This window comes from Bacillota bacterium, from assembly GCA_018333655.1.
Taxonomy (GTDB): Bacteria; Bacillota; UBA994; order UBA994; family UBA994; genus BS524.
In genome coordinates, this window is record JAGXTJ010000028.1 from 23,160 (window position 1) to 40,975 (window position 17,816).

Sequence of the window (17,816 nt, forward strand, 5' to 3'; positions counted from 1 at the left end):
ATCTCCTTATCTTTGCTAATGTCTACCCTCTAAGCGCTTGGTGTTTGTGCCCACGTATTTATCAATAGCGTCAAACAGCTTTTCTAGAACCTCATGCTTTTCCTCGCCGAGAGATTCCACTAGACAGTGGCTAATGTGGTCTTCAAGGATAACTTTACTGACACTGTTGAGGGCAGCGATTACCGCAGAAATTTGCACCAGGATATCACTACAATCGCGCCCTTCTTCTGCCATCTTCCTTACTGCTTCAAGGTGTCCACTAGCACGCGCCAATCGGTTAACAACATTCTTGTTCTGGGTATGTTTATCCATTAGGCAACCTCCTTCAATATCCCCCTTTGGGGGATATTTTTACCTCATTGTACCCAAACTCATGCTGTTTGTCTACTTAGTCCTCATTCACGAGTACGAGGTGTCTTAGTCCAGGTGGTGGGCGAACGCCCAATCACTTTGAGGAGCATGGCACTAGTATAGGGTACCGGAAAAAAGAAAGCGGCCAGCGGCAAGAAGCAGAGCTCGGCAGCAACACCTAGGTGGCCGTACCAAGCAATAGGGCGACTAGTCTGGTCAAGATGACTGCGGTAACGAAAGAAGGCGTAGAAGGTAAAACTGATATAGACTAAGCTCAAAAAGTTCAGCATGGTGCGCATAAAGGGTGGCAGTATAGAAGGGTCGACATTTCCCGTCAGATAAAGAAACAGCATGGTCGGGGGGAGTAAGGTGACGGACTGGTAAAAGATCCACTCATAAGGTCCTTTGATGGACAATTGACGCAGAAGCTGTTCTCTCCGGCCTACAGGACCGACCTGATTACGGCGGATTTTGTCCATTACTTGCAGGTGCCCGGCCCCCCAGCGCAATCTTTGCCGGTAGAAGGAGAGAAAGCTAGGAGGAGTTTGCTCACTACTGGCATACGGTAGGTAATCTGGCCAAGCTCCTGTAGAGAGATATGCTCTCGTGCCCAGCTCCAGGTCCTCAGTCAGCGACTCATGGTCATAGCCCCCGAGAGCCATTAGGAGTTTGTAGTCCACATATAAATTGGTGCCACCTACAAACGGTAGGCGCCGAAAGACCACTGGCAAGTACCAATCATGGGCTACAGCCTGGTAAAGAGAGGCAATCTTACTAAAGGGCCCCATTTCGTAAAAGTTGCGGACCTGAAAAACAGGCCCTTGCCAAATTTTAGTATGATCATTTCCGGTCAGCTTCTTGTAGGCAACATACAAAAGTACATCAGCCTGCGGCCTGCTTTCAGCATCATAAAAGCCGCAAATTGTGGTCTCCCGTGAGACGGCTCGCGAGAGGGCATAGTTTAAGGCGCGACCCTTAGTAGAAGGCACAGCCACACCTAGCAGGCGGCCCGGCATAAGCCCATCATAGTCATGCGGCACATCGATATGTTTAAGTACGGGGTGAGTCTCCTGTCGTTCATCTAGCACCCTAGCCACGATGGTTTGCGTGGTCGGAAAACAGTAGGGGTACAGATTGTGTAGTAAGTCGTGCACTTTGTCCTCGCGTAGTACCTCACGCAAGGCGGAAAACATTCCTTGCGTGACGATATTAGTAAAGCTGGCTAAGATATCCTGTGTCACTTTATGACCCGCCTGAGCAGTATATTTAATGGCAGTATGCAGCAGTCTCAGGTGAGAATCACCTGAGAGCTTGGCATAGGCGGCGATGATAGGCAGGGCCAAGCAGAGATACTTGGGGTAGATACGCGCAATCTCTACGTCCGCACTATCGGGATAGGCGCGCCGCAAGAGACAGTAGACGCGGCCGATATGTAAACGGCCGCCACTAGAAATTAGTTCGGTGGCCAGCGTCGAGATAAGCTCGCGCATCAGCCATCTAGGATAGTTGGCTAGCTCGGCAGGAGAGAGAGACGCGTGGTCTTTGAATTCTGCCGCATAGTACTCCGTAAGCGCTAGCTCGCTCAGAACATGCAGGGCCAGACAACGCTCGGCATTGCCCTGTGGACCGGCCAAGCCATGCTTCTCTCCGTTTAAAAAAGCTAAGGTCTTGGCCAAAATATCGGCCTGCAGGCGCAAAGCGTCTAAAGACTCTTTCTCATCGGTTACCACTATCACTTCGTAAGCATTTTTGGGATAATTGAGCTTGAGCATGTGCTTAAGGGTCTTTTCGATTACTTGGGCTTCATTGCGGGCCGGAATCAGAATAGAAAAGAAGGGCAGCAACTGCTGGCTGGTAGTGCTTAATTCAACTAGGCTGGGGATCGATACGCTAGGTCGCACGCGCCAGTATCGCGCTTCAGCATAGCGTTTCCAGAGAAAGAAACGGCTGAACATGAGAAAAAGAAGCACATAGATAGCGACCGCGATTAAATAAATGTGTTGGGGCGTTGTCAATTCCTCTCACCTCTACCCGGAGTTATCCGTTCTTTAGTGTGTGAAAGAGTAATTGACAATATCCTAATCCAGAGAAACTAAGTAAGGAGATGAAGTACATGAGTACTCCACGGCTGTTGGTTGACAGGGAGATAGTAGAGCGCAATATCAGAGAGATGCAGGATTTGGCAACGTCTCGGCGTATTAAGCTGCGCCCCCACATCAAGGCCCATAAATGCCTCGAAATCATGAACATGCAACTTAAAGCCGGGAGTAGCGGCATCACAGTGGCGAAACTAGGTGAAGCCGAAACCATGCACAAGGGCGGCGCGCAAGATATTTTTGTGGCCTATCCCCTCGTTGGGGAAGAAAAACTAGACCGGCTTGTCGCTCTTGCGCAAGTGGCAGAGGTGACAGTCGCGGTAGATAACCTAGAGGTGGCAGAGCGCATGGCAGAGCGCTTTACTGACACCAGGCCAATTGGGGTGCTCATTGAAGTAGATAGCGGGCTAAAACGCTGTGGCGTCCTGCCAGATGAGGCTGTCGACCTCGCCCGTGCGCTCTTGGCGGTGCCAAACCTGAAGTTAAAAGGGGTTTTCACTCATGCCGGACAAGTCTATGGAGCTACGCCCGAAAAGGTACATGAAATAGGTCTTATGGAGGCGCACACGGTAGTAGCGGTGCGCGATGCCCTAGAAAAGTACGATATAACTATTGAGACGGTCAGCACAGGCTCTACCCCCACCGCCAAGCACAATGTTGAAGTGGCGGGTGTCACTGAGATTCGCCCCGGCAACTACGTGTGGAACGATGCCATCCAGGTAGGGCTCGGCGTCGCCCGTCTTTCGCAGTGCGCGTTGACTGTAGAAGCCACTGTCGTCAGCTCACCTATGCCGGGTCGCCTTGTTATTGACGCGGGCAGTAAGGTGCTAGGCTTAGATAAGGGGGCGCATGGTCTTAGCATAGTCACAGGCTATGGTCGCATTATCGGATGGCCAGAGCTTACCATTGAGCGACTATCTGAAGAACATGGGGTGGTCACTTTTCTAGGCGCAGCTCCCGCCATCGGCCAGAAAGTGCGGATTGTTCCCAACCATGCCTGTGTAGTGGTAAACTTAGCAGAGGCGCTGTGGGTAAACGACCGCGAGTATTGGTCAGTTGCGGCGCGTGGTCGCTCGGACTAGTCTAAGCAGTAATTTAACGCATACTTATGGGCAAGGGGGATGCAGGTGGTCATTACAGAAACGCAACTGATTATTATAGGGGCTGTAGTAGGCGTAGTCGCCATTTTGGCGCTACTAGTAGCAGCATATGCTTGGCATGAGTTCGCGAAGGTGCGGCGCATGTACCGCGTCTTTATGACGGGAGTCGATAAAGGCAATCTCGAGCAAGGCTTACTAGGCTTAGCCGCGAGAATAGAAAACTTGACCAGTGATAGTCAAATTCAGGGCAAGGAGCTGCGCGAGCTAGAGCGCAGGCTGTCGTTCGCCATACAGCGCGTGGGCATGGTCAAGTTCAACGCCTTTAACGATGTGGGCGGCGAGATGAGCTTTGCTATCGCCCTCCTAGATGCCGCAGGCAGTGGTATCGTGGTCAGTTCGATCTACGGACGTGCGGAGGCAAGAGTTTATGCTAAATCAGTAGAGAAGCGGGTAGCGACAAGCGCCCTGAGTGCCGAGGAAAGCAAGGCCATTGACGAAGCCATGCAAACTCGTAAATAGTTGATGCAAAAGAAGAGCTATTGGCAGGAGAATATGATAGCCTTAGAGAAAAGTCTTCTTTGCGCGATTGGAGGTTTGGTGACTTGAGTCTTATTAAAAAACATGGCAAAGAGTTTACCATCATCATTGTGCCTCATGGGGAGGAAGAAACAGTTACTGTTCGTATGCCTCAGTGGTGGGTACACTGGGGGGGCATTGCCTTAGTGGTGCTCTTTATTAGCTCCATCAGTATAGTCTACTCTTTGCGGCAGACTAAGCTGCAATTGGCGAATTATCATGGCCTGATGTTAGAAAACAGACAGCAGCAGGAGCATATACTTCACTTGGCGAAACAGACCAATGAGCTGCAAGCGCAGCTAGAAGAGATTCAGGCCTTAGATTCATCTATTAGAGAAATGATGAGGCTAGGCAGTAGCAGAACAACGCCCGCCACCAATGCGGCGCCGACTGTGGCCATGGCCCAAACGCGCGATATGCGTCCGCAGTTAGCTAATCGCAGCTTGAGCCTAGCGGCCACCCTTTTACGCACCGAGCAAAATATCGAGTCTATAAAAGAAGCCATACCAATAACAGAAGACAGTCTTAAAGGATTAGAAAAGCAAGTAGAAGCGCAGCGGGCCAGAGAAGAGGCCACTCCGTCCTTGTGGCCCGTCACGGGCAACATTACCTCTGGGTTTGGGTACCGCCGTTCTCCTTTTGATGCTAGCCGCGAGTTTCATCCCGCTATAGATATTGCCGCCCCACGAGGAACGTCGGTGCATGCTACCGCTGCTGGTACCGTGCGCATGGCAGGTTGGAACGGCGGCTTCGGCAATGTAATTTTCCTAGACCATGGGTTCGGTTTTGTGACCGTGTACGCCCATCTCTCGCGTATATCAGTTCGTGTAGGGCAGGAAGTAGACAAGGGCCAGGTTATTGGTCTGGTGGGTAGCACCGGGCGCAGCACCGCACCACATCTGCACTACGAAGTGCGGGTGGGCGGAGCGACAGTGAATCCTATGCGTTTCCTAGAAGCAAGGTAGGTGAGAGAAGTGTTTGGTAGTAACAAGCCTAAGAGCGAGAAAGAGCAGGAACGTCTGCACGATAAGGTGGACACTATAGTAGGTGCGGGAACCTTGTTTGTGGGCGACATCCATGTTAAAGGAACCCTACGCATCGATGGACGAGTAGAGGGAAAAGTGATTAGCTCAGGGGATGTCGTCGTGGGTGAGACCGGAGCTCTCGAAGCCGAGGTGCGCGGGCGCTCCATAAAACTAGCTGGCACACTTAAAGGAAATGCCTTCGCCTCTGGCACGCTCGAACTCGCTAGTACAGGTAAACTTTATGGTGATATAGAGGTCGGTAAGGTAGTCATCAGCGATGGAGCTGTTTTCCAGGGCCAATGTAAGATGCATAGCCCGGAAGTCACTGCGAATAAGAAAGATTAAATCGCCATGCCCAGGGCAAGTTTTGGCCTTGGGCAAGTTGATGCGGAGGCTAGACGATGCGCATAGCCCTAATTGTCAATCGTAGTGCCGGGCACGGTCAGTGCGGCCGAAAATATACCCATGTCGCCGAGTACTTTAAGTCGGCAGGCCTTGACTTCACTCCCCTGTTTACCGAAGGCCCGGGTCATGCCACAGCTCTGGCTAAACAAGCAGTACATGACGGGTATGAAGCGGTAGTTTCTATGGGGGGAGACGGAACGCTTAACGAAGTAGTCAATGGCTTAGCCGGTAGCAGTGCCATTCTAGGCTTCATACCAGCTGGTTCGGGCAATGACTTTGGGCGTACTTTTGGTCTAAAACTACAGGACATTGTGACTGCCTGCCAAGTTATAGTAAAAGGAAAAGTTCAAGAGATAGATGTTGGGCAGATAGGCGAGCGGAGGTTCATTAATATCGCTGGCGCCGGTTTGGATGCCGAAGTCGGTTTAATGGCCAATGTATGGGGCAAGAAGTATTTTCGCGGCTACACGGCCTATGTGGCCTCCATACTGCGGCAGTTATTCTCTTTTAAGCCCCAAGAAATAACTATTGAGCTAGATCATACAACAATTAAGACCAAGGCATGGTTTGTAGCGATTGCCAATGCGCGCTTTTTTGGTGGCGGCCTTATGATTGCCCCACATGCGGATCTTAACGACGGTCTCTTCGATGTTTGTATAGTGAAGGACCTAGCGAAGCTCGAGCTCATCAAGATGATTCCTAAGGTCTTTAAGGGGGATCATATTCATCATCGAGCCGTGGAAATACACCGTTCACGGCGGGTCTACCTCTCTGCCTCCAGCAAAATGGCTACGCAGGCCGATGGTGAGGTTTTGGGCACCTTGCCGCGAGAATTTTGCATTGCGCCAAACAAACAGAAAGTTTTTCTGCCCTAGAAAAAACCCCGCAAGGGGGTTTTTTTAGGCTCGAATCCTATCGCAGTCTGTAGCCAGAAGCGCCTGAGATAGCCCTGCGGCTATTGTCTCAGCCAAGCGGTAGACCAAGTAGAGGCGAGTGTTTTGCAAGACAAAATACTCCATGTAGCCCCCCACATTTACCACTCCGGTTACGTAGATATCGCCAATGGGGGGCAGATCTTTATTAACGCCGGCCCCAGGGCGTAGGCTTCCCCTACCGACCGTAATCAAGCCGATGCTCTCAGATTTCCCTAGGCAGGCATCGACGGCGACAACCTTAGCCGCCGCGTGCGTGCGCGACAAAAGGGCCGCAGTTTCATGCAAGTTTACCGCGTGAACTGGGTCGCGCAGCGTGCCATAGATATGCGTGTTGGGTAATCTTCTTTGGCTAAGCAAAGTGCCGATAATGGGGCCTAGAGAGTCACCCGTGGAACGATCGGAGCCTATACATACTACAACCACCCCACAGTTAGAGGAAGTGCCTGCCGCTAAGGCCAAAGTTACGGCACGGCCAACATCTTGCGTGGCAGAAAGCGAGTCGACATTAATCCTAGTCTCATGGGCACAAAAGGTTGACCACAAACCGCCCTTAGGCCACATAGCCTCATCCCCCCTTGCTTGAGGTATTATATGACAGGGGGGGCTTGGGTATGCACTGGCCTCAGGTAGCAGGGATACCCTTGCGCATGGCGAACAATAAGTGATATCGATAGCAGGAAGGAGGGGCAGAGATGTGGGAAGATTATGAAGAGGCACGCGCAGACAAACCCTATACTTGGGTAGTATTTATCTTCATTCTGCTCTTTCTCAGCAGTATATTTATCTTTAGACCCCAAATTGGCCCTCGCAATACCAATGCCGTGCCCCAAACTACACAGGCGGCCGTAGTAAGCATGCTCAACGAAGTGAGCCATGGGCGGCCTCTTTTAGCGCGTGAAACAGCTACCGGTATGTGGGCCGTACACTCCACGGCCCCGCAGGGAAGGCAACTAGTTCGCTATCTTAACGCGCACGGTGACGAGCTATGGGCAGAAACAGTTATGTTCACAGATTCGAGCATGGCGGTGCAAGGCAACTTTCTCGCCATCGCGGGGATAGGGCAGCCGAGGATTTTTGTTTACCACATTCGTCATAAACTCGTTTCTGCTATTACTGCCCCAGGAGAAGTGCAAGCTGTATCGGTTAACGAGCAAGGTGAGGTCTTAGCCGTCTTTACCGTGGCCGCGGCCGAGCCTCTGGCCATACGTACTGAGGTCGCTAAATATTCCTCTCAAGGACAGCAGATGTGGCGGCAGTCACTGCATAATGAGCTGCCCTTGCTCGCGGCTCAGTCTGCTGATGGTGCCGTAAATGCCGTCTTAAACCTGACCTTTGGCCAAGAAGTAGGCACTGTGCTCAATGTACTTGGCCGCCATGGCGAGACGCTCTTTAAGGCCGAAATTATGGGGCAGCCCCTCTCGCTGATGGTGCAGCCTGACGGAGAACGAGTAGTCGTGGGCACACAAAGAAGTATCGTTAGTTTCACCAAGACTGGGCACAAGCAGTTTGCTTACCAAACGCCAGGTAATTTATCTGCGCTGCAGTTTGTGGGTACAGGCCCGCATTTAGCGTTCGCTTTCGACAGAAGGTCTTTTCTTGATTTTAGCCTGCAGTCCACCGTAGCTGTACTCGAAGAAAATGGGCGACAACTATGGCAGTCTCGCCAGCGCGAGAGGGTTTTGTTTATCAGTGCTGCCAGAGAGAGCCACGACATAGTCATAGGTACGGCACAAAGCATCATGGTGTATAGCCAGGGCGGTCAACAGAGCCTTACTGTGGAACATGCTTTTGGTGCAAATTACAAGGGAGTCGCAGTGGGCGCCAATCAGTACTTCCTCCTAAATGGCGACGGCCAAGTGGTGCAGGTGAGGCCGGAAGGAAAGTAGTGAGCAATGTGAACTACATGGATATCCTGCTGTTAGGAAATGCTGGGTGGCACATCTACCTTGCTCTAGCAGAGGGATGGCGGCGTTCTTTCTTCGCTGTCTGCCGCGATATAGTCGCCTTGGCCCTAGCGTTACTCTTGCGGGCGCCGCTATCCGTAGGTGTAACTAGATCGCCATGGTTCCCACGTTTTGCCGCCACGATGGACATACATATCGCCCTCCCAGCAGGGGGAGGACTTACTTTCTCTGGCGCCCTGCAGTGGCTTGAGGAGGTACAGCTACCAAGGGCCATCGCTAGGGCCATAGCGGGTGTTTGGCAGAGAGATAGCGGCAGCGATGTCTCGATACTGCTAGGCAGTGCTAGGCACATCCTGGCGGAGGCCATGGTAAACCTAGTATTTTTGCTCGCGCTTTTTGTGGGCCTGCGTGCTCTCATTAACGTGGCCAGTAAGGCGGTAGTCTGGGCTCTGCCCAAGGAGACAGCCGGAGACAATGTGGCGCTGAAGTTAGCTCTAGGTATGACCCAGAGTACCTTGGTGGGTTTGTTGCTGCTAGCTGCCCTACTGCCCCTAAGCGGTCTTGCGGCCATGCCACGAGGGTTGTTCGAACAACTAGGAAACTCGCGCTTGGTCTTTCTTCTTAACTACATCTTGCACCACATCAACTTTTACGGCTTACTGTGAGGGGACAACTATGCTGATTTTAACATTTCTCTCCACCCACCATGCTCTGGCGGCCGAGAGCCTTTTGCGACAGCAACAAATTAACTACGAGCTACTACCGACTCCCCGGGCTATTACGGCCCATTGTGGTCTAAGTCTACGCTTGGAGAGAAGTGACTTTTGGCTTGTACAAGCCATGCTAGGGGATAACGCTGGCCTAGCAGCCATCTACACCAGAGAAGACGAGCATGGCGACTATAAAGAACTGACCACGAAGGAGTGATGGCAGTGCTAGAAGTAGTGCGCCCCATGCTAGAGCGGGTACCTATACTAGCCCCCTATGCAGGGGTGATCTTGGTGTTCCTGCGGGTGATTTTACTCATCATGCTGGCCAAGATAGGGCTAAAAATTGGCGCCATAGTCATTACCAATGTATTTGAGGCCGAAAATACGCGCCGCCGCATGGAGGCACGCCAAGCTAAGACCATCGGGGCACTACTAAAAAGTGTACTGCGCTACGTAGTCTACTTTCTCTTGGCCATCTCTGTTGTCGACGCCCTTGGCGCCCCCACAAGCTCCATCATCGCTTCCGCCGGCATCGTCGGGTTAGCAGTAGGCTTTGGCGCGCAAAACCTTGTGCGCGACGTCTTGACTGGGTTTTTTATCTTGTTTGAAGACCAGTTCAGTGTGGGCGACTACGTAGAGATTTTTGGCTTGGCGGGCGTGGTAGAAGAAGTGGGGCTTAGAGTCACTAAGCTACGAGACTTTAGTGGTGTGCTGCACATCATTCCGAATGGCGCTATCGACAAAGTGTCCAATCATAACCGCGGTCATTTGCGCGCTCTAGTCGATGTAAGAGTCGCCTACGAGGAAGACCACGAACGAGTAAAGATACTGCTCGAAGAAGTAGCGGCAGGGGCGGCGGCAGACATTAAGGAGATAGTGGAGGGACCGACGGTACTAGGCATTGCCGATTTCACCGATTCCGCGCTTGTTTTTCGTCTCTGGGCCCGTACCTTGCCCCAGGAGCAATGGGCAGTAGAGAGAGAACTACGTAGGCGCATCAAATTAGTCTTTGACCGTGAAGGCATTGAAATCCCCTACCCTCGACGCATAGTCGTAGAGAACGGGGAAAGAAAGGCAGGAAGCAAAGAATGATGCCGATGAAACTCTACATTGGTGATATACTGCTCCTCAAGAAGGAGCATCCTTGTGGCGGTGCGGAATGGGAGGTGCTGCGTACCGGCATGGATTTTCGTATCAAATGCCGAAAATGTGGGCACAGCGTCATGATTGCGCGGGTAAAACTAGAAAAGGATATTAAGAGAGTGGTCAAGTCCATGGGCAGTACGCTGAACAATGTTACGGCTCAAGCGGAAGATAACAATTAGTAAGCTCCGTTTTATTTGCTTTGTCTTGACACGGGTGTTATAATAAATCGTTCTTGCCACCCTGCCCCGCGCAACGTCGTGGGGCCTTATGTCCAGGGGGAGGAGGTGCAGCAATGCGCAAGTACGAAACGATGTTCATCCTTAACATTGGGCTCTCGAAAGAGCAGCTGCCAAGTAAGGTTGAGCGCTTTACCACGCTGATTACAAGTAACGGTGGTCAAATTGATAAGATTTCTGAGTGGGGCAAGCGTCGCTTGGCTTACGAAATCGACAAGCAACGGGAAGGTTACTACTTCCTTATCAATTTTACCGCAGAACCAAGCGTGACTAAAGAGCTCGAGCGCGTCTTCAGAATCACTGAAGACATCGTTCGCTACGCAGTTTTTCGCCTAGACGAGTAATCCTTGGGGGCGATGTAGATGTTAAACAAGGTAATCTTAATTGGCAGACTTACGCGTGATCCTGAGATGCGCTACACACCAAGCAATGGTACGGCAGTGGTCACTTTTGGCCTAGCCGTCGACCGCGGTGGGAAGAACGCAGGCACAGACTTCATTAACATTAAAGTTTGGGAAAAACAAGCTGAATTATGTGCACAATATTTGAGTAAGGGTCGCTTAGTGGCCGTTGTGGGCCGCCTAGAAATCCGTCCCTATGAGAAGGACGGGCAAAAGCGTTCCTTTACTGAGGTTGTAGCGGAACAGGTCAAATTCTTGGGTTCTGGCAACAAAGAAGGCGGAACGAGCGAAAAACAAGAAACAGAAGCTTTTGCTCGTGAAGTAAACCTTGATGACGAAGACGTTCCTTTTTAGCTCTAAAAAAGGAGGGAATCCCTTTGCGCAAACGCTCACGGAAGCCGAGAAAGCGAGTATGTAATTTTTGCGTCGATAAGGCCGTAGCCGTTGATTACAAAGAAATCGACAAGTTGCGCCGCTTTATTACGGAACGCGGAAAGATACTGCCACGCCGTATCTCTGGCAATTGTGCGAAGCACCAACGCCTACTAACAGATGCGATTAAGCGTGCTCGCAATATAGCCCTGCTGCCATATACAATCGAGTAATTTTTAAGGGGAGCGAAAGCTCCCCTTCATGCATGCAGGTAAAAGGCAGTCCCCGCAGAATATAACAGAGAATGGGGGGCTGCACATGAATGAAACAGGCAGAGACTTTGAAATCGGGCGCAATGTGCGCATGATCGAATGGCTTAAAACAGAGCTTGTCAGTGGTTTAGCGCAGATATATAAAGAGATGCCCAAGGGTAGAGATGAAGCTATCGCGAGTGCCCTAGCCAGGGTAATGATGTACTGTTACTTGCTTGGCAAGCGGCTCAATATAAGTTTTGCCAAATTAGAAGCGACGGTAGAGCGCAAGGCGCGCCTTCATGCTGAGGAGGGCCATGAACTCGAAGAGTGGTATCAGGACTTATCCACTTTAATGGCTCATCTCGAGGCTCGGCGTACAAAGTAAGGCGGAGGTGTACTGGTAGTGAAAGTTATTTTAAATAAAGACGTCAAAGACCTCGGCAAACGTGGTCAGGTGGTAGAGGTGAGCGAAGGTTATGCTCGTAACTACCTTCTGCCGCGGGGACTTGCCGCTATAGCCACAGAGGGAGCAGCGCGCAATATAGAGCAAGAAAAGCTCGCGCAAACGCGCAAAAAAGAGCGCGAACAAAAAGAGGCCGCCTCACTGGCTGCCCGCCTAAACAGTGTCACCATACAAATTGGGGCCAAGGCGGGAGAAAACGGCAAGCTTTTTGGGGCCATTACGGCGACCGATATCGCCAATCAACTTGCCTTAGCGGGCATTCAAATCGACAAGCGGCGCATTGAACTAGCGTCTCCCATCAAGGTGGCTGGCTCTTACAAAGTTGCCGTGCGCGTTCACCCAGAGACGATGGCCAGTATGACGGTCATTGTGGTGGCCGAGTAGTATGTCAGAGCTCCGCGTTCCTCCTCACAATTTAGAGGCCGAGCAGTCCATGCTCGGCGCCATTCTTCTCGACAAAGAAATGCTCATTAATATCGCCGTGACTGTGCAGCCTCAGCATTTCTATAAAGAGGCGCATCGCTACATTTATGACTGTATGCTCGCTCTCTACATGCAAAATCAACCGGTAGACTTAGTGACCGTATCCGACAAATTGAGCCAGCAAGGCAGGCTCTCAGATTGCGGCGGCCTCCCCTACCTCACCTCGCTGCTTGACGCCACTCCGGTCATCAGTCACGCCCCCATTTACGCCAAAATTGTGCGCGATAAATATATTCTGCGCCAATTGATCGCTGCCGGCAGCGAGATTTCGGCCTCGGCCTTTGCCTCTACGGGCGAAACCACCAATCTCTTAGACCATGCCGAGCAGCGCATTTTTCGCCTGGCCCAAATGCAGGAGTCGCGCGATTTTGTGCCCTTAGTCAATGTCCTGCATGAAGTTTATGCCCAACTTAACGCCAGTAAGCTTCCTGGCGGCAATATTAACGGCGTCCCCTCTGGCTACTACCAGCTAGATAGGCTCACCCATGGTTTTCAAAAGGGTGACCTGATTATCCTAGCCGCGCGTCCCTCCGTGGGCAAGACCGCCCTCAGTCTCAACTTCTCGGTGCATGCGGCGGTGAGATCAAAGATTCCGGTAGCCTTTTTCAGCCTAGAGATGCCCAAGGAGCAACTAACCATGCGCATGCTATGCGCAGAAAGCCTGGTGCGCATTGAGGCCGTGCGTAATGGCACCTTAGGCGACAAGGACTGGGACCGCATCGCGCAGGGCATTCACGACCTGTCTGAAGCCAAAATTTACATTGACGATACCCCCTCCCTTTCCGTCATGGAAATGCGCAGCAAGGCGAGGCGGCTTAAAATGGAGCATGACATCGGGCTCATTGTGGTTGATTACTTGCAGCTCTTACGTTTTCCCCAAAGGTCAGAGAATCGCCAGCAAGAGGTAGCAGAGATTACGCGCACCCTTAAGGCGCTAGCGCGCGAACTAGAAGTGCCCCTCATTGCCTTAGCCCAAATCACGCGTGCCTCAGAGCAGCGCACTGATAAAACACCTAATCTCTCTGATCTACGTGAATCAGGCGAAATTGAACAGGCAGCCGACTTGGTGATGTTCCTCTATCGTGAAGATTATCAAAGTGCAGGTGCTGCGCCCACCGACAGCGCAGGCCCGATCGAGGTGTTGCTGCGTAAGCACCGTAACGGCCCTACGGGAAATGTAACCCTCGTCTTTCGTAAAGACTATGGCCGTTTTGAAAATGCAGCACTTAACACTTAAGGCAGTTTTTTCGTTTGACTTTTGCGTTCTGATGCTGTAGCATGAGACAGTATCATCATTGGCCCCATAGTGAAGCGGTTAACACACAAGCCTTTCACGCTTGCGACGCGGGTTCGAATCCCGCTGGGGTCACCACTTGGAGCTGTGGTGTAGCGGTAAACATGCCGGCCTGTCACGCCGGAGACCGCGGGTTCGATTCCCGTCAGCTCCGCCATTGTAAATTGACAAAGAACTCGCCCTTCTGGGGGCGGGTTCTTTTTTAGTACGGTATTAATAAAGCAGATGTAGCGTCGCCAGTTTTTGCATGCAGTAGCGAAGCAGCCAAAAAAGTTTACCTCCCTGCAGGAACTAGGGTGAAAGTTGCGAATTATCATACTACGCCATAAATAGAGCGGCTTCTATTCGGTGTAGATGTGAAGTGAAGCCACGAGGAGGACAGCAAGATGGAGAGAAAAATTCCGTCCTTTCGTGCCCTAGACGCCTTGCAGGAGGGTATTGAGACCGTTGCGCTATGGTTAATCTACCCACTCATCGCCGTCATGGTCGCCGAAATCATCGCGAGATATGCTTTCGCGAATCCACTGCCCTGGGTGAGAGATGTGTCAACTTGGTTGTTCGCGGTGCCCTTCATGCTAGTCGTAGCCTTCTACTACAAAAAGAACATGCACATCTCCGCCGAAGACCTAGCCCACACCTTCGGCTTGACAGATACCCAGCGGGCCGCGATCAACCTAGCCCATAATCTAATCCTGCTGTCGCTGGCAGGCTTTCTCTTCTGGCCTTCAGTGCAGGCCGTAACGAGATCAATCAATATGCACGAGCTTTCCATTATGACCACGTGGCGCCCCGTGCTCTGGCCTTTTCGCGCCGTTATACCCATAACGCTGCTGCTACTAGGCTTGCAGGGCCTACGCGGGATAATTGAGTCGCTCTCGGCCCTGCTCCAAGGAGAAAAAGCATGAACCCATCTTTACTTACAGCTGTGATGTTCTTCGCCCTGCTCATCGGTATTGGGTCGGGCATGCCCGTGGCTTCCGTACTGGCCGGGCTTGGCCTTTTTACCGGGCTTGGAGTATGGGGCATGCGTTCTATTCCTATTCTGTTATCAGCTATCTTCGGCGTTATGAACAGCGATGTGCTAATCGCCCTGCCGCTCTTTGTTTTCATGGGGTGCATGATGGAGGCCTCAGGGGTGGCCGACAAGCTATTTATGAACTTGCGCATCTTACTTGGCTCCATGCGCGGAGGGCTAGGCATTGTGGCCATTGTACTTGCCACCGTATTAGCGGCGACCACCGGCATTATCGGCGCCTCCATCGTCATGATGGCCGCCCTAGCGCTACCCAGCATGCTTAAGGCTGGGTACAACAAGCCGCTGGCGGCGGGCATTATCTGCGCGGGCGGTAGCCTAGGCATACTAATTCCGCCCAGCAATATGCTTATAATTTATGGGCTGTCGGCCGGAGTCTCTATCGTCTCGCTTTTTGCCGCTGCAGTCGTGCCCGGGTTGCTGCTATCCTTTTTCTACATTGTTTATGTCGCCGTCCGGTGTTATCGTAACCCAGAACTGGGGCCATCGTTGCCACTTGAAGAGAGGCGCGCAATCAAATGGGGTCCTTTTCTTTTGGATTTACTGACTTCCCTGCTGCCGCCTTTGTTTCTCATCGTGGCGGTACTTGGGACGATCTTTCGTGGCGTAGCCGCCCCAGTCGAAGCTGCAGCGGCAGGCGCCTTTGGTGCCACGCTACTGACCGTTTTTGGGCGCAAACTAACTTTTGACATCATGAAGAAGGCCGCCAAGCACACACTCGAAATTTCGTCCAGTATTCTGTGGCTAGTTGTGGGCGCTAGTATGTTTACCGCTATCTTTCTCACGCTTGGCGGTGGAAATGTAGTAAGAGATCTGATGCTCAGCATTTCTGGCGGTAGCCCTGCCGTAGTGATTGCCATCATGATGCTCATTCTGTTTGTGCTGGGCAAGCTCATTTGCTGGGTCGGCATCTTGCTTATCGCTGTCCCCATCTTTACGCCCATTGCCGCCTCGCTAGGCTTTGACCCGCTCTGGTTCGCCCTGCTCGTGTGCGTCAACTTGCAGATGTCGCTCTTAACCCCGCCTTTTGCCTATTCCATATTCTATCTCAAACAGGCAGCCCCGCCGGAGGTCACCCTAGGCGATATGTATCGCGGTGTTTGGCCCTTTATCGCCTTGCAGGCCTTGGGGCTACTCCTAATTATAATCTTCCCCGACCTAGTGTTGTGGCTGCCTCGTCTACTCTTTCAGCGCTGACGACGCCTCTGTTGTCGGAACAAACCAAGGAATGGAGGTTGTAAATTGAAAAAAGGTCTTTCTCTTCTCTCGATCGTACTCATCCTGGTGGCCTTCGTGCTGGGCTTCGCCCTGCGCCCGCTGGTGGCGCCTACCGCAGCGGGGCCAGAGGGTGCTGCAGGAGAAACCTTCCAGTGGACTCTGCAGATGCATGGTACCTCAGCTCACCCTGTGTTCCCCCTCTACCAGCAGTGGGCCGCCGACATTAAAGAAATGTCGGGTGGGCGCCTGCAAATCACCATCCATCCCGTGGGGACAGTAGTACCGCTGCTGGAATCCTTAGGGGCTGTCACTCAAGGCACTCTTGATGGGGCCATAATGTGGGGGCCGTTCTGGCGCGGGCAAGACCCGGTGCTGCCCCTCTCCTGTGGCCAAACCGCGGGGCTTACATCCGCCGAGATGCAGACTTGGCTGCACAACTACGGGGGACTAGAGCTGATTCAGGAGGCCTACGGGCGCCACAATATCCACTGGTTGCCTGCCATTCCTATTCCATCAGAGATTTTTCTTTGGGCACATCGGCCCGTGCGCACTGTCGCCGACCTGCGCGGACTCAAACTCAGGGCAGCAGGCTACTCCTTAGACGTCTTTACCGCCCTTGGTGCAGCGGCCACTTTCATGCCGGGCGGCGAGACTCCCCCTGCCCTCATGAAGAAAACCATTGATGCGGGCGAATTTGGCTCCCTCGTACAAGACATGGCCATGGGCTTCCACGAGGCTGCCAGGTATGCCATGGTTGGCCCTCGCGCGCCGGTAATTAACGATGATCTTTTGATTAATGCCGACCGCTGGAAAGAACTTCCTCCGGACCTGCAAAACATAGTTAAAACCTCAACTCTGCGCCATGCTTCGACGGGATACGGACACTTGCTTCGCCTAGACCAAGAAGCAATGCAAAGGGCTAATCAGCATGGTACGGTCTTCGTAAGCGTTAGCGACGAGCTGGCACTAGCATTTCGCAGCACTCTCGATGGCATCCTAGATGGAGAAGCAGCTGGAAATGCAAACCTAGCGAAGATATGGCAGGCACAACTTGCCTTCCGCACTGACTTCCGCACGTTCAAAGGCACCCTATTCGCTTGGGAATAGCTCTGCTATTCGCTTGGGAATAGCTCTGCTATTCGCTTGGGAATAGCTCTGCTATTCGCTTGGGAATAGCTCTGCTATTCGCTTGGGAATAGCTCTGCTAGAACCACAGATTGACGCACACCGGTCCCCCCGCTATAATTAGCTTGTGCCGATGTAGCTCAGTGGTAGAGCAGCTGATTCGTAATCAGCAGGCCAGGGGTTCAAATCCCCTCATCGGCTCCAGTGTTATCAAGGCTCTTGGGGTTTTCCCAAGAGCTCTTTTGTTCGGAAGGTGCCCAAAAGGTGCCGAAAGGTGCCGAGCCAACAAAAGAGCACCTTACGGTGCTCGGTGAGTAGTAGCGATGTGATCAAGTTTGGTGGCGATCTCCCGCTTTTTCTGCGGTAACACATGACTGTAGATTTGGGTTGTGCGGATGTCGGCATGACCCAGCCGCTCGGAGACTTCCGGCAGGGTTACGCCCTGCTCCAATAGTAATGTCGCGTGTGTGTGTCGCAAATCATGGAACCGCACAATCGGCAAACCTATGCGCTTTAGAAACGCGGGGAACCACCCAGTGATGGTGTCTGGGTGCATAGGGTCCAGGGATTCGTCAAAGTCAGAACTCATAGGTACGACTACCTAGAACCCCATATACCGCAAGGAGTTTTCCGGCCTTCGACTACATGTGCGCAGCGCCTGTGCAATGTTTTTTACATTGTGAAGTCGA

23 protein-coding genes and 3 tRNA genes are annotated in these 17,816 nt (G+C 52.2%); 22 read left to right on the top strand and 4 right to left on the bottom strand.

From position 1 onward, the window contains the following. Window positions 1-15: 15 nt before the first annotated feature. Both KGZ92_06015 and KGZ92_06020 read right to left on the bottom strand, forming a co-directional pair. A complete protein-coding gene (locus KGZ92_06015; GenBank protein MBS3888844.1) occupies window positions 16-312 on the bottom strand; it encodes a metal-sensing transcriptional repressor in 297 nt (98 codons plus the stop codon). A gap of 83 nt (window positions 313-395) precedes the next feature. Beyond that, complete coding sequence (locus KGZ92_06020; protein ID MBS3888845.1) at window positions 396-2,366, bottom strand: glycosyltransferase; 1,971 nt, start codon at window positions 2,364-2,366, stop codon at window positions 396-398. A 98-nt stretch (window positions 2,367-2,464) separates the two neighbouring features. Here KGZ92_06020 and KGZ92_06025 point away from each other — a divergent pair, with 98 nt between their 5' ends. The 5 genes from KGZ92_06025 to KGZ92_06045 all read left to right on the top strand — a co-directional run bounded on the left by KGZ92_06025 (window position 2,465) and on the right by KGZ92_06045 (window position 6,428). Next, window positions 2,465-3,529, top strand: a complete 1,065-nt coding sequence (locus KGZ92_06025; protein ID MBS3888846.1) for an alanine racemase — start codon at window positions 2,465-2,467, stop codon at window positions 3,527-3,529. 45 nt (window positions 3,530-3,574) lie between these two features. Then, a complete protein-coding gene (locus KGZ92_06030) occupies window positions 3,575-4,066 on the top strand; it encodes a DUF4446 family protein (protein MBS3888847.1) in 492 nt (163 codons plus the stop codon). Between the two features lie 83 nt (window positions 4,067-4,149). Further along, window positions 4,150-5,088: a M23 family metallopeptidase gene (locus KGZ92_06035; protein MBS3888848.1), complete on the top strand. Its 939-nt coding sequence runs from the start codon at window positions 4,150-4,152 to the stop codon at window positions 5,086-5,088. Beyond that, window positions 5,089-5,493, top strand: coding sequence for a polymer-forming cytoskeletal protein (locus KGZ92_06040; GenBank protein MBS3888849.1), 405 nt, complete (start codon window positions 5,089-5,091; stop codon window positions 5,491-5,493). 56 nt (window positions 5,494-5,549) lie between these two features. Continuing rightward, entirely contained in the window at window positions 5,550-6,428 is an 879-nt protein-coding gene (locus KGZ92_06045; GenBank protein MBS3888850.1) for a diacylglycerol kinase family lipid kinase, read from the top strand. 24 nt (window positions 6,429-6,452) lie between these two features. On the opposite strand, the gene yyaC is transcribed toward KGZ92_06045, so the two are convergent. After that, complete coding sequence (yyaC, locus tag KGZ92_06050) at window positions 6,453-7,049, bottom strand: spore protease YyaC (protein ID MBS3888851.1); 597 nt, start codon at window positions 7,047-7,049, stop codon at window positions 6,453-6,455. 131 nt (window positions 7,050-7,180) lie between these two features. Here yyaC and KGZ92_06055 point away from each other — a divergent pair, with 131 nt between their 5' ends. From KGZ92_06055 to KGZ92_06135, 17 genes are all read left to right on the top strand, one after another. Further along, window positions 7,181-8,374 (top strand): hypothetical protein, encoded by a 1,194-nt coding sequence (locus KGZ92_06055; protein ID MBS3888852.1) that lies wholly within the window; start codon window positions 7,181-7,183, stop codon window positions 8,372-8,374. Beyond that, window positions 8,374-9,057, top strand: a complete 684-nt coding sequence (locus KGZ92_06060; GenBank protein MBS3888853.1) for a hypothetical protein — start codon at window positions 8,374-8,376, stop codon at window positions 9,055-9,057. Before KGZ92_06055 ends, KGZ92_06060 begins: the two co-directional genes overlap by 1 nt. Before the next feature lie 10 nt (window positions 9,058-9,067). Then, window positions 9,068-9,319, top strand: coding sequence for a DUF3343 domain-containing protein (locus KGZ92_06065; GenBank protein ID MBS3888854.1), 252 nt, complete (start codon window positions 9,068-9,070; stop codon window positions 9,317-9,319). A 5-nt stretch (window positions 9,320-9,324) separates the two neighbouring features. Then, window positions 9,325-10,194 (top strand): mechanosensitive ion channel family protein, encoded by an 870-nt coding sequence (locus KGZ92_06070; GenBank protein MBS3888855.1) that lies wholly within the window; start codon window positions 9,325-9,327, stop codon window positions 10,192-10,194. Beyond that, window positions 10,194-10,427, top strand: coding sequence for a DUF951 domain-containing protein (locus KGZ92_06075; protein ID MBS3888856.1), 234 nt, complete (start codon window positions 10,194-10,196; stop codon window positions 10,425-10,427). The genes KGZ92_06070 and KGZ92_06075 overlap by 1 nt, the downstream gene beginning before the upstream one ends. Window positions 10,428-10,540: 113 nt before the next feature. Continuing rightward, window positions 10,541-10,828, top strand: a complete 288-nt coding sequence (locus tag KGZ92_06080; protein ID MBS3888857.1) for a 30S ribosomal protein S6 — start codon at window positions 10,541-10,543, stop codon at window positions 10,826-10,828. 18 nt (window positions 10,829-10,846) lie between these two features. Beyond that, window positions 10,847-11,239 carry a single-stranded DNA-binding protein gene (gene ssb / locus KGZ92_06085; GenBank protein ID MBS3888858.1) on the top strand — a complete coding sequence of 131 codons (393 nt, stop codon included), beginning with the start codon at window positions 10,847-10,849 and terminating at the stop codon, window positions 11,237-11,239. Between the two features lie 23 nt (window positions 11,240-11,262). Next, complete coding sequence (gene rpsR / locus KGZ92_06090; protein ID MBS3888859.1) at window positions 11,263-11,490, top strand: 30S ribosomal protein S18; 228 nt, start codon at window positions 11,263-11,265, stop codon at window positions 11,488-11,490. A gap of 85 nt (window positions 11,491-11,575) precedes the next feature. Continuing rightward, a complete protein-coding gene (locus KGZ92_06095) occupies window positions 11,576-11,896 on the top strand; it encodes a MazG-like family protein (GenBank protein ID MBS3888860.1) in 321 nt (106 codons plus the stop codon). Between the two features lie 18 nt (window positions 11,897-11,914). Further along, window positions 11,915-12,358 (top strand): 50S ribosomal protein L9, encoded by a 444-nt coding sequence (rplI, locus tag KGZ92_06100; GenBank protein MBS3888861.1) that lies wholly within the window; start codon window positions 11,915-11,917, stop codon window positions 12,356-12,358. A gap of 1 nt (window position 12,359) precedes the next feature. Further along, window positions 12,360-13,694, top strand: coding sequence for a replicative DNA helicase (gene dnaB / locus KGZ92_06105; protein ID MBS3888862.1), 1,335 nt, complete (start codon window positions 12,360-12,362; stop codon window positions 13,692-13,694). Window positions 13,695-13,754: 60 nt separating this feature from the next. Next, window positions 13,755-13,829: transfer RNA gene (locus KGZ92_06110), tRNA-Glu, on the top strand. Between the two features lie 3 nt (window positions 13,830-13,832). Continuing rightward, a tRNA-Asp gene (locus KGZ92_06115) sits at window positions 13,833-13,908 on the top strand. Between the two features lie 229 nt (window positions 13,909-14,137). Beyond that, window positions 14,138-14,656 (top strand): TRAP transporter small permease subunit, encoded by a 519-nt coding sequence (locus KGZ92_06120; protein MBS3888863.1) that lies wholly within the window; start codon window positions 14,138-14,140, stop codon window positions 14,654-14,656. After that, window positions 14,653-15,981 (top strand): TRAP transporter large permease subunit, encoded by a 1,329-nt coding sequence (locus KGZ92_06125; GenBank protein ID MBS3888864.1) that lies wholly within the window; start codon window positions 14,653-14,655, stop codon window positions 15,979-15,981. Before KGZ92_06120 ends, KGZ92_06125 begins: the two co-directional genes overlap by 4 nt. Before the next feature lie 45 nt (window positions 15,982-16,026). After that, window positions 16,027-17,109, top strand: coding sequence for a TRAP transporter substrate-binding protein DctP (dctP, locus tag KGZ92_06130; protein ID MBS3888865.1), 1,083 nt, complete (start codon window positions 16,027-16,029; stop codon window positions 17,107-17,109). 147 nt (window positions 17,110-17,256) lie between these two features. Next, window positions 17,257-17,331, top strand: a tRNA-Thr gene (locus KGZ92_06135). A gap of 94 nt (window positions 17,332-17,425) precedes the next feature. On the opposite strand, the gene KGZ92_06140 is transcribed toward KGZ92_06135, so the two are convergent. Continuing rightward, entirely contained in the window at window positions 17,426-17,716 is a 291-nt protein-coding gene (locus KGZ92_06140) for a tyrosine-type recombinase/integrase (protein MBS3888866.1), read from the bottom strand. Between the last annotated feature and the right edge of the window lie 100 nt (window positions 17,717-17,816).

What these genes read in the sequence shown, in the direction of transcription:
- dnaB (MBS3888862.1), top strand. Translation starts at nt 12,360, where the DNA reads ATGTCAGAGCTCCGCGTTCCTCCTCACAATTTAGAGGCCGAGCAGTCC.
- KGZ92_06140 (MBS3888866.1), bottom strand. Translation starts at nt 17,716, where the DNA reads ATGAGTTCTGACTTTGACGAATCCCTGGACCCTATGCACCCAGACACC.
- KGZ92_06015 (MBS3888844.1), bottom strand. Translation starts at nt 312, where the DNA reads ATGGATAAACATACCCAGAACAAGAATGTTGTTAACCGATTGGCGCGT.
- KGZ92_06025 (MBS3888846.1), top strand. Translation starts at nt 2,465, where the DNA reads ATGAGTACTCCACGGCTGTTGGTTGACAGGGAGATAGTAGAGCGCAAT.
- yyaC (MBS3888851.1), bottom strand. Translation starts at nt 7,049, where the DNA reads ATGTGGCCTAAGGGCGGTTTGTGGTCAACCTTTTGTGCCCATGAGACT.
- KGZ92_06120 (MBS3888863.1), top strand. Translation starts at nt 14,138, where the DNA reads ATGGAGAGAAAAATTCCGTCCTTTCGTGCCCTAGACGCCTTGCAGGAG.
- KGZ92_06080 (MBS3888857.1), top strand. Translation starts at nt 10,541, where the DNA reads ATGCGCAAGTACGAAACGATGTTCATCCTTAACATTGGGCTCTCGAAA.
- KGZ92_06125 (MBS3888864.1), top strand. Translation starts at nt 14,653, where the DNA reads ATGAACCCATCTTTACTTACAGCTGTGATGTTCTTCGCCCTGCTCATC.
- KGZ92_06095 (MBS3888860.1), top strand. Translation starts at nt 11,576, where the DNA reads ATGAATGAAACAGGCAGAGACTTTGAAATCGGGCGCAATGTGCGCATG.
- KGZ92_06055 (MBS3888852.1), top strand. Translation starts at nt 7,181, where the DNA reads ATGTGGGAAGATTATGAAGAGGCACGCGCAGACAAACCCTATACTTGG.
- KGZ92_06065 (MBS3888854.1), top strand. Translation starts at nt 9,068, where the DNA reads ATGCTGATTTTAACATTTCTCTCCACCCACCATGCTCTGGCGGCCGAG.
- KGZ92_06045 (MBS3888850.1), top strand. Translation starts at nt 5,550, where the DNA reads ATGCGCATAGCCCTAATTGTCAATCGTAGTGCCGGGCACGGTCAGTGC.
- KGZ92_06075 (MBS3888856.1), top strand. Translation starts at nt 10,194, where the DNA reads ATGCCGATGAAACTCTACATTGGTGATATACTGCTCCTCAAGAAGGAG.
- ssb (MBS3888858.1), top strand. Translation starts at nt 10,847, where the DNA reads ATGTTAAACAAGGTAATCTTAATTGGCAGACTTACGCGTGATCCTGAG.